This window comes from Clostridia bacterium, from assembly GCA_036562685.1.
Lineage (GTDB): Bacteria > Bacillota > Clostridia > Christensenellales > DUVY01 > DUVY01.
In genome coordinates this window covers 1-9,772 of the sequence record DATCJR010000015.1, presented here as the reverse complement: position 1 = coordinate 9,772, position 9,772 = coordinate 1, and the positions used below count along the sequence as shown (strand labels likewise).

The following is a 9,772-nucleotide window of genomic DNA, read 5'->3' as shown; positions in this document are numbered from 1 at the left end:
ACAAAAGCTAGCAAAATAACGGGTAACCTTTTTTTCATTATCTTCCTCCTATATATTTAAATGACTTATGTCATTTATTTTTGATTAACATAAAATTATTGAGAAGTAAATTAACTATAACGATTAAGTTCAATAATATATATATCATTATAAAAGTGAGTTGTCAATAGGTTTTGACTAAAAATATTTAGATTTTTTTGTACTTTTTTTACCTTGACATTAAATTCTACTTATATTATCATATGAATTATGGTGGAATAACAAAAAATATTAGTTTATTTTTTGTTTTTTTTAAATTTAAACTTAATCGTTATAGTAAGATTTAAAACAAAAGGAGAAGAGGGTAATATGAGCCTAACAAGACAGACAGCAAGAGAATTTGAAAAAGAATACGGTACTGTTTTTGATATCTGCAAGAAAAAATTTGACTCCAATCTCATGCATGGCGGAGTAGATGCAGAAATAATTGGTGGTAAAATAGTTGCAGTTAGCGGACTAAAATATAGATGCCCTGTTGTTATGCTTGTTCTTAACGACAGCAAAATCAATCAGTATCTTAATAAATATCAAGATCAAGACAACCTTTTTGTAATTAATCAAAACACCGTAAAACATTATGCTGGAACACAAGAAAAAGATCTACCTATTGATATAGCTAATGATATCTTAAATTATGTAAGATCTGCAGAAAATTTTCCAGGAACTCTCAACGAAAAAGGCGAACATATAATTGACATCACCACACCGCCTATCTCTCCGCATTTTTCGATCAATCTTTTATTAGGAAATCGCATAGGATACGACAACCCCCTATTAACTACTCCCAAAGCGGTTGTTGATTGGCTTGGAAGAGGATCTTTTAGATCACATTCAGCAGTTCAAGTCACAGCGGCAAGATGGGATATGCGTCCCGAAGAAAACGGAAATCCTGCTAACAGGCAATTTTACATATTAGAAAATGGCAAGCAAATATTTTATTCTGCCGATGTTACGCAAAATATAGAAAGCGGACAATGCGTTCATAGTCAAAATCATACTATTATTACATATAAAACAAAATGTGGCCTTATTATAAAAAGAATTATCTTTGTTTTGCCTCAAATCAAAGGTTTGCCTAACGCAGTTGAGGCACAAAGAATAAGCGTATATAACACTACAAAAAATGATCGAAATTTAAAAATCGTGTTCACAGGTATGTTTGGAACACCTGCTGATCATGCGCTTATGAACGATGTCGTGTATTCTACCGTTATAATGGAATCTGAAACGGTATATAAAGACAACAAGCTAGCCGCATTTTCAACTCATTATTATCCGCCATATTTCCAAGAAGACAAACGATTCGTAACTCTATATAGCCAAGGTGCTTTTTTTGAGGATTTTTGCGCAGACTATACAGCTTTTGTGGGTAAAGGTTCTTTAGAACATCCTCAATATGCTGCAGTTTTACCTTCAAAACACAACAGAAAAGGTCCTGGCTTCTTTGCTCTTGGCAAAAGTTTTTTAGCCAAAGCAAATCAAGAAGTTGTAATAGATACATATACAGGTGCGGTTTTCGCTAGAGAAAATATTAATGAATTATTTGACATTCAGGTTGACCAATTATTGACACAAATTCAACAACCTGACTTCTTTGACAAAATGTTTGAAAAGACAAAAAACTTCTATTCTGACTTCTCATCTTATCTAGAAGCCAAAACCCCTGACGATACATTAAATGCTTATATTAACAATAACTTGCCTTTCCAGATTTTATATCAGACCTTTGTCTCTCGTTCTTTTGCGCAAACCCAAAAAGGTTTTAGAGAAATTGGGTTTAGAGAAATACAAGACCTTTATGCATCTATGTATTATATGGCTGCAATGGATAATACCAAACTCATAAAACAGCTGATCACTGAATGGGCTAACAATGTATATGAGTTTGGTTACACAAATCATAACTTCTTCTGGAAAGGAAAAGAACCAGGAATCTGTTCTGATGATGGATTATGGCTTGCCCCTGCTGTATATAGATATATCACCTTAACAGGCGATATAGACTTTTTAAATCAAGAATGCAAAATAGCAGGCAGCGACAAAACACGTACTATTTATCAAACATTAAAAGCAATAATCAAATACAGCGGTGAAATATCAGTAGGTAAAAACGGTTTCCCGTTGCTAGACAGAAGCGACTGGAATGATTGCCTAAAACTGGATGACGATTGGCTAGACGGTCCTGAAAAAGAAAAAAGATATTATCTGCAATTAAAAGAAAAAGGCCAAGAATTCGGCGTTCCTTTTGAAAACGAATTATGTGAAAGCGTAATGAACCTGTTTTTGCTAATAATAACAGCACAATACACATTAGAACTCGCTCAAAAAATTGACGACAAAGAATACGCTGATTATCTTGAGTCATTAATTAAAAGACTTCAAACTGGAGCGCATGAAAAGGCTTGGAAAGGCGATTTCTTTGCAAGAGTTATGATAAACCGCTACAAGGATGGAAAATACACCTATCTTGGAGCTCAAAACGATGGACTTTCAAACGATTCTAATATAAATGGAACATATTTCTTAAATTCTTTTAGCTGGTCAATTTTATCTAAGACCGCTACTGAAGAACAAATAAGAGCAATGCTCGTTCCTTTGAAAAAATATCTTTTGACCGAAGCAGGTTTCAAACTCAACACTTTGGCAGACCTAGAGAGACTTGCTTATGGTACAGCAAGCGGTCATTATTTCCCCGGAGATCGCGAAAACGGCGGAGTATTCAAACATGCTACCATGATGGCAACTTCAGCTATGCTTCAAGCCGCAAAAATGGTAAAAGATGAAAAATTGGCACAAGAATTGACCGAATTGTGCGAATATATGTTAAACAGAGTTTTGCCTTACAAAACCTTAGAAAATCCTTTTGTATTAAAAGGCAATCCGAGATTTTGTACACAATACAACAACTCAGAAACCAATGAAAATATAGGTCCTATGGTTTCGGGTACTGCTTCTTGGTTGACGCTGACTATATTTGAAATGTTTGGACTCAACGTAACCACAGAAGGCATTGAACTTAATCCATTATTGCTAAAAAATATGAATGAAGCCGAAATCTCACTTAAGATACGCGGCTGTCAATATGATATATCTATCAAAAAAAGCAAGGAAGGTTTTTGTCGTTTTGGTGAAAACACCAAAATTTTATTAGACGGTGTAGAACATAAAGGCGCAATACCTCTTGTTTCAGATAAAAAGCTAAGAAAAATTGAGATACTTTTATAAGGAGCCATAATGAAATACGGATATTTTGATGATCAAAACAAAGAATATGTAATTACTACTCCTACTACACCCTATCCTTGGATTAATTATCTAGGAAACAAAGATTTTTTTTCTTTGATATCCAATACAGCAGGCGGTTACAGCTTTTATAAAGACGCACGCCTTCGCCGTATAACCAGATATCGTTATAACAACGTTCCTATTGACGATGGTGGAAATTATATTTATCTAAAAGACGGCGATACTGTATGGTCTCCAGGATGGAAGCCGGTAAAGACCCAATTGGATAGTTATGAATGCCGTCATGGTTTGGGCTATACCTGCATAACCTCTTCCAAAAACAATTTGACCGCACAAGCACTTTATTTTGTTCCGTTAAACACAAGCGCAATGATACAGCGCATAAGGCTTACTAATAACGGCAGCACACTTAAAAACATCAAATTTTGGACTTTGGAAGAGTTTTGTTTGTGGAACGCATATGATGATATGACTAATTTTCAGAGGAACTTCTCAACAGGCGAAGTAGAAGTTCAGGATAATGTTATTTATCATATAACTGAATATCGTGAACGCCGCAATCACTATGCATATTACGCTTCCATAAGTGATATTAATGGATTTGATACTGATAGAGACAGCTTTTTGGGACTTTATAATGGTTTTGATTGTCCTCAAGCTGTTACGCAAGGAAGCTCAAACAATTCTCTTGCTCAAGGCTGGTCCCCTATTGCTTCACATTATATTGAAATTGAATTAAAGCCCAATGAATCAAAAGATTTTATATTCATTTTGGGATATGCAGAACTTCCAGAAGATCAAAAATTTAAAGACGGCAAGGTAAACAAAGCACCCGCCTTGGAATTAATAAAGAAGTTTAATAATTCTAATAAAGTTGAAAAAGCTTTGAACGAATTAAAAGATTTCTGGAACGAGCTGCTTAATAAATTCAACCTTACCAGTGATGATGAAAAACTAAACCGCATGGTTAACATATGGAATCAATATCAGGTAATGGTTACCTTCAATATGTCCAGAAGCGCATCATATTTTGAAAGCGGAATTGGCCGCGGTATGGGCTTTAGAGACAGTTCACAGGATTTGCTTGGTTTTGTTCATCAAATACCGCACTTTGCGCGTGAACGCATAATAGACCTTGCTTCTACCCAGCTTAGAGACGGCGGAGCTTATCATCAATATCAGCCTCTTACCAAAAAAGGAAATCATGACCTTGGTGGAAACTTTAACGATGACCCGCTTTGGATTATTTTGGCGGTATGCGCATATATCAGAGAAACTGCAGATTACGGCATATTAGAAGAACTTGTTCCTTATGAAAACAATCCTGATCTTGCTACACCTTTGCATGAACACCTAAAGCGCTCATTTAAAAAGGTAGTAGAAAATTTAGGCCCTCATAATCTTCCTTTAATAGGTAGAGCGGATTGGAACGATTGTCTTAATCTCAACTGTTTTTCAACCAATCCAGATGAGAGTTTTCAAACAACAAGCAATTACGAAAGCAATGTTGCAGAAAGCGTGCTGATCGCATGCATAGCCGTTTATGTAGGCAAGGATTATCAAAGACTTTGCCAAAAATACGGTCTAAAAGAAGACGAAGCATATGTTAAAGAACATCTGTCAAAATTAGAAAAAGCAGTGGAAACTTACGGCTGGGACGGCGAATGGTACTTGCGTGCTTATGACGCATTCTCAAAACCTGTTGGTTCTAATGAATGCGAAGAAGGCAAGATATTTATCGAGACACAAGGCTTTGGCGCTATGGCGTTAATAGGGGCTGACAAAGATATGCCCAAAAAGGCTTTGGATAGTGCTTGGAAACATCTTGCAACACAATACGGTTTTGTTTTGGTTCAGCCGGCATATAAAAAATATTATATAAATCTTGGTGAAATATCTTCTTATCCGCCTGGATACAAGGAAAATGCAGCGGTGTTCTGCCATAATAACCCTTGGATTATGATGGGCGAAGCTGCAATAGGCCGAGGAGATAATGCATTTGAATGCTATAAGCGCATCTGCCCTGCTTATTTGGAAGAAATAAGTGACATTCACAAAACAGAACCTTATGTTTATTCTCAAATGATTGCAGGTCGTGATGCAAAAAACTTCGGGCAAGCCAAAAACTCATGGCTTACAGGTACAGCGTCTTGGAACTTTGTGGCTATATCACAAGGCATACTTGGAATTGTGCCTGATTATGACGGACTTAAGATTGATCCTTGCATTCCGTCTTCATTAAAAGAATATAAAGTAATAAGACAATATCAAAACGCAACTTATGAAATAATTATAAAAAATCCTAACGGAATTTCTAAAGGTATAAAACATCTTATTGTAGATGGAAAAATTATAGAAGGCAATATAGTGCCTAGCTTTAAAGACAAAAAAACTCATCATATAACAGCACAATTGGAAGGATAACAAGTTAATTTTCTTTCCAAAAAAACCCTCATTCTCCACCCTAAGAAAAAAGCCCTAAAGTAATTTAGGACTTTTTTCTTTTATTCTATTCTTAATTTTTTAGTTAATAAACCTTTTCTATTTTAACTTTCCAAATAGCTCTGCTGATGACTTTCATAACCTCAACTACAGGTATTATTGCAATCGACATACCGAATACAACTAGCCATTCAGTTAGATTCAAAGGAACGCTTCTTATTACTGCTGCGACTGGAGCAATTGATATTATCAATACTGTAAAGACAATTAATGAAGCGATACTAATTATAAGCATTTTGTTGCCAAATAGATTTTTTCCAAATATGGTCTTTCTTTCTTTATGTATGTTAAGACAATGGAACAACTGTAATAAGGACAACGTTGCAAACGCCATTGTTGCCGCAGTTTCCTTAGCATCGCCATGACCTATTGCTCTGCCTATAAAATATGCACCGTAAGTTAATCCTGTCATAAACGCAGCTTGTATAAAAATGTTGCCTACCATAAACTTGTCAAAGAAACTTTCATTCGATCGTCTTGGCGACTGCGACATAATATCGTCTTCTGCATTATCTGCACCCAAGGAAATTGCAGGGAAAGTATCTGTAATTATATTGATAAACAAAATCTGTACAGTATGAAGAATTTCCATATCAGCCAAAGGTCCGCCTGTTATTGATGAAGCCAGTGTGATAATAGAAGCAATGAACAAAAGCAATATTTCACTTGCATTGCAAGACAATAAGAATCTGGTAGATTTCTTTATATTGGCATATATTCTTCTGCCTTCTTCAACCGCAGTAACAATGCTGGCAAAGTTGTCATCAGTCAATATCATATCAGCTACATCTTTGCTGACCTCTGAACCCGTAATACCCATACCTACACCGATATTAGCGGTTTTCAAAGCTGGAGCGTCGTTTACTCCATCACCTGTCATAGCTACGATATTGCCATTAGCTTGAAGCGCTTTTACTATTCTTACCTTATGTTCGGGAGAAACACGCGCATAAACTCTAAAGTAATTGACTTTATCTTTCAATTCTTCATCGCTTAATTTGTCAAGCTCATCACCTGTAATAGCGTATTTTTCATTTTGAATTATATTAAGTTCTTGAGCAATGGCAACGGCGGTATCTTTATGATCGCCTGTTATCATTACGACCTTAATGCCAGCCTTTTTACAGATTTTTATGGATTCTTTTGCCTCCGGTCTGGGCGGATCCTGCATACCTGTAAGCCCTAGGAAAATAAGCTTTTGTTCCAATTCGTCTTTGTCTTCTTCGGTAGGAATTTTCTGAATAGGTTTATATGCAGCACCCAGCATTCTCAAAGCTGAACTTGCCATTTCTTTGTTGGCATTAAGAATATTTTCTTTATGTTCCTGAGTCAAAGGTAGAATATTATCGCCTATTTGAATATGAGTGCAAATCTTAAGCATATTATCAACCGCACCCTTTGTAAACACCATAAGACCTTTTTCCATTTGGTTGACGGTTGTCATAAGCTTTCTTTCAGAATCAAAAGGCAATTCAAACACTCTAGGATATAAGTTGTTGATATCATCTTGCTTTAGACCGTTTTCTGCGCCAAGCTTAATTAATGCTAACTCAGTAGGATCTCCTCTTTCTCCTTCCAAAACAGAGTCATTGCACAGCATCAGACATTTCAAAAACAAATCCGATGTGCTGTTAGAAGGCAATAGCGTGGGCTGCATTTTTCCGTCAAAATAATTCTTTTTTACCGTCATTTTGTTTTGGGTCAATGTACCTGTTTTATCCGAACATATATATTGAACGCAACCCAAAGTTTCTACTGCATTCATCTTTCTGACTATGGCATTTTTTCTTGCCATCTTTTGAACTCCTAGAGCCAAAACTAATGTTACTACCGCCGGCAAACCTTCTGGTATTGCTGCAACTGCAATACTTACTGACAAAGTGAAAAATTCTATAAATGTAGCAAAGTTCATCTGATGAGAACTAATGTACGCCATCAGAATATTAACGCCAAAGATAACCAAGCAAATTATCAAAATAGCTATCGTCAAAATACCGCTTATTTCATTCATTCGTCTTTGAAGCGGAGTTTCTTCTGCTTTGGTTTCTTTCAAAATATTGGCTATGTTACCAATTTCGGTTTTCATTCCCGTAGCAGTGACTACAGCCAAACCTGTTCCATAAGTGATTTTGTCTGTTGTAAACAACATATTTTTTCTGTCGCCTACAATAACCTTATCACTTTTAATAGTATCTGTATTTTTCTCTACTGGCGCAGACTCACCTGTAAGGGCTGATTCTTCTGCCATCAAGCTGTTAGCTTTAATAATTCTTGCGTCAGCCGCTATAACATCTCCTGCCGTTATCTGCATAATGTCGCCAGGCACAAGCGTGCTTGAAGGCACCATTTTAACTACGCCATTACGAATAACTGCAGTATATGGTGTAGCCATACTCTTTAATTTGGCTATAGCTTCTTCTGCCTTGCCTTCTTGAATTGTACTCATTATGGCATTAAGCAAAACCACGCTCAAAATAACTACCATATCAATGATTTCTTTCAAAAGACCTGAAATGACAGCAGCCACTATCAATACAATTATCATAGGATTAATTAACTGCTTGATAAATTTGATAAATAATCCTTCTTTCTTTTCTTCTGACAAAATATTAGGACCGTATTGCTTTAGTCTAGCTTCTGCTTCTTCATCAGTTAGACCTGATGCCGAAGTTTTAAGCTGATTTAATACTTCGTCAATTTCTTGGTTATAATACGCCATTATTTCCTCCGTGTTATGACAGTTGACCGAGATGTGTCAACAGATAAAAGTCTTGCCAAATAATCTATATACCGAAAGATCAGAATTCTTTGTGTTGACGGCATATTGTCCGCTAAATATTTTATTAAAGCGGTGACTACTCCCTTTTATCAAAAGTCCTGAACAATCAAAAAAAGGGCTTTTTTTTGAACGAAGATTTTATGATGTTTATAAGTTTAAAAAACTCTTATCTTCGTAATTTCACATATTAATATGCCCTAATGCTAAAAAAAATAATTAATTTTTTTATATTCCTCCTCACAATTAATATAATTAAAATATCATTATTTTCTTTTTTTCGCAAGTGATAATAATTATATGAAGGATAATTAATAATATTAACAATAATCTTATTGAGGTGTTTTTTATGTCTGAAGTTGTTTTTGTTTTGGGCGGTTCTTCTGGTATAGGACTAGAAACTGTTAAAAAATTTATAAACGAAAAAGCCATTGTTTTTAATGGTTCAAGAACACAATGCCCTGTTGCCGGCGTTACCAATTTTACAGTTGATGTTTCCAATCCTAAGACCATTACTGACGCTGTAGAAAAAATATTATCTGAATACGGAAAAATTGATATAGGCATTTATTGCGCCGGTATTTCGATTGCTGCTCCTGCAGACAAAACCACAAGAGAAGACTATAGTTATCTGTTTGAAGTTAATATGTTTGGGGCCGCTGAATTTGTAAGAGCGGTTACTCCTGTAATGAAAGCCCATAATAAAGGAAAACTGCTTTTTGTAAGCTCGTTAGCTGGCGAATTGCCTGTACCCTTTGAAGCATATTACAGCTCATCAAAAGCAGCATTGGATGCTTATGTAACCGAACTTAATATAGAACTAAATCAATATAATATTTACGCCACCTCTATTGTTCCAGGTGGAGTGCGTACAGAATTTACTCAAAAGCGAAAAATTTATTCAGACGGAGAACAGATACAAAATCTTAACAATGCTACACAAACTTTGGCGGCAATCGAACAGCAAGGCTTAAATGCTCAAAAAGTCGCCGAAGCTATATACAATCAAGCTCATAAAAAACGCCCTGACATAATATGCGTAGTTGGATTTAAAAACAAGGTTCAGTATGCTATAAGCAGAGTCCTGCCTCAAAAAGCATCTGTCGGTGTAATAAAGTATATGTATAAGCAAGACAATAACGGCAATGGAAATGCCAGAGTCTAATATTAATTAAAAATCCAAGTTCAAAAAAAACTTGGATTTTTTAT

Annotated in this window: 4 protein-coding genes; 3 read left to right on the top strand and 1 reads right to left on the bottom strand. The window is 35.6% G+C overall.

Going from position 1 to position 9,772, the window contains the following annotated elements; translation table 11 throughout:
• The first annotated feature begins 348 nt into the window (after window positions 1-348).
• Complete coding sequence (locus VIL26_00670; protein ID HEY8389459.1) at window positions 349-3,264, top strand: glycosyl transferase; 2,916 nt, start codon at window positions 349-351, stop codon at window positions 3,262-3,264.
• 9 nt (window positions 3,265-3,273) lie between these two features.
• Window positions 3,274-5,709 carry a glycosyl transferase gene (locus VIL26_00665; protein ID HEY8389458.1) on the top strand — a complete coding sequence of 812 codons (2,436 nt, stop codon included), beginning with the start codon at window positions 3,274-3,276 and terminating at the stop codon, window positions 5,707-5,709.
• A gap of 103 nt (window positions 5,710-5,812) precedes the next feature.
• Here the strand turns inward: VIL26_00665 and VIL26_00660 are convergent, their stop codons facing one another.
• A complete protein-coding gene (locus VIL26_00660; protein ID HEY8389457.1) occupies window positions 5,813-8,506 on the bottom strand; it encodes a calcium-translocating P-type ATPase, PMCA-type in 2,694 nt (897 codons plus the stop codon).
• A gap of 406 nt (window positions 8,507-8,912) precedes the next feature.
• Here VIL26_00660 and VIL26_00655 point away from each other — a divergent pair, with 406 nt between their 5' ends.
• A complete protein-coding gene (locus VIL26_00655; protein ID HEY8389456.1) occupies window positions 8,913-9,728 on the top strand; it encodes an SDR family NAD(P)-dependent oxidoreductase in 816 nt (271 codons plus the stop codon).
• The last annotated feature ends 44 nt before the right edge of the window (window positions 9,729-9,772 follow it).

Bases quoted from the DNA above. Each gene is read 5' to 3' on its own strand.
- VIL26_00670 (HEY8389459.1), top strand. From the start codon at position 349: ATGAGCCTAACAAGACAGACAGCAAGAGAATTTGAAAAAGAATACGGT.
- VIL26_00665 (HEY8389458.1), top strand. From the start codon at position 3,274: ATGAAATACGGATATTTTGATGATCAAAACAAAGAATATGTAATTACT.
- VIL26_00660 (HEY8389457.1), bottom strand. From the start codon at position 8,506: ATGGCGTATTATAACCAAGAAATTGACGAAGTATTAAATCAGCTTAAA.
- VIL26_00655 (HEY8389456.1), top strand. From the start codon at position 8,913: ATGTCTGAAGTTGTTTTTGTTTTGGGCGGTTCTTCTGGTATAGGACTA.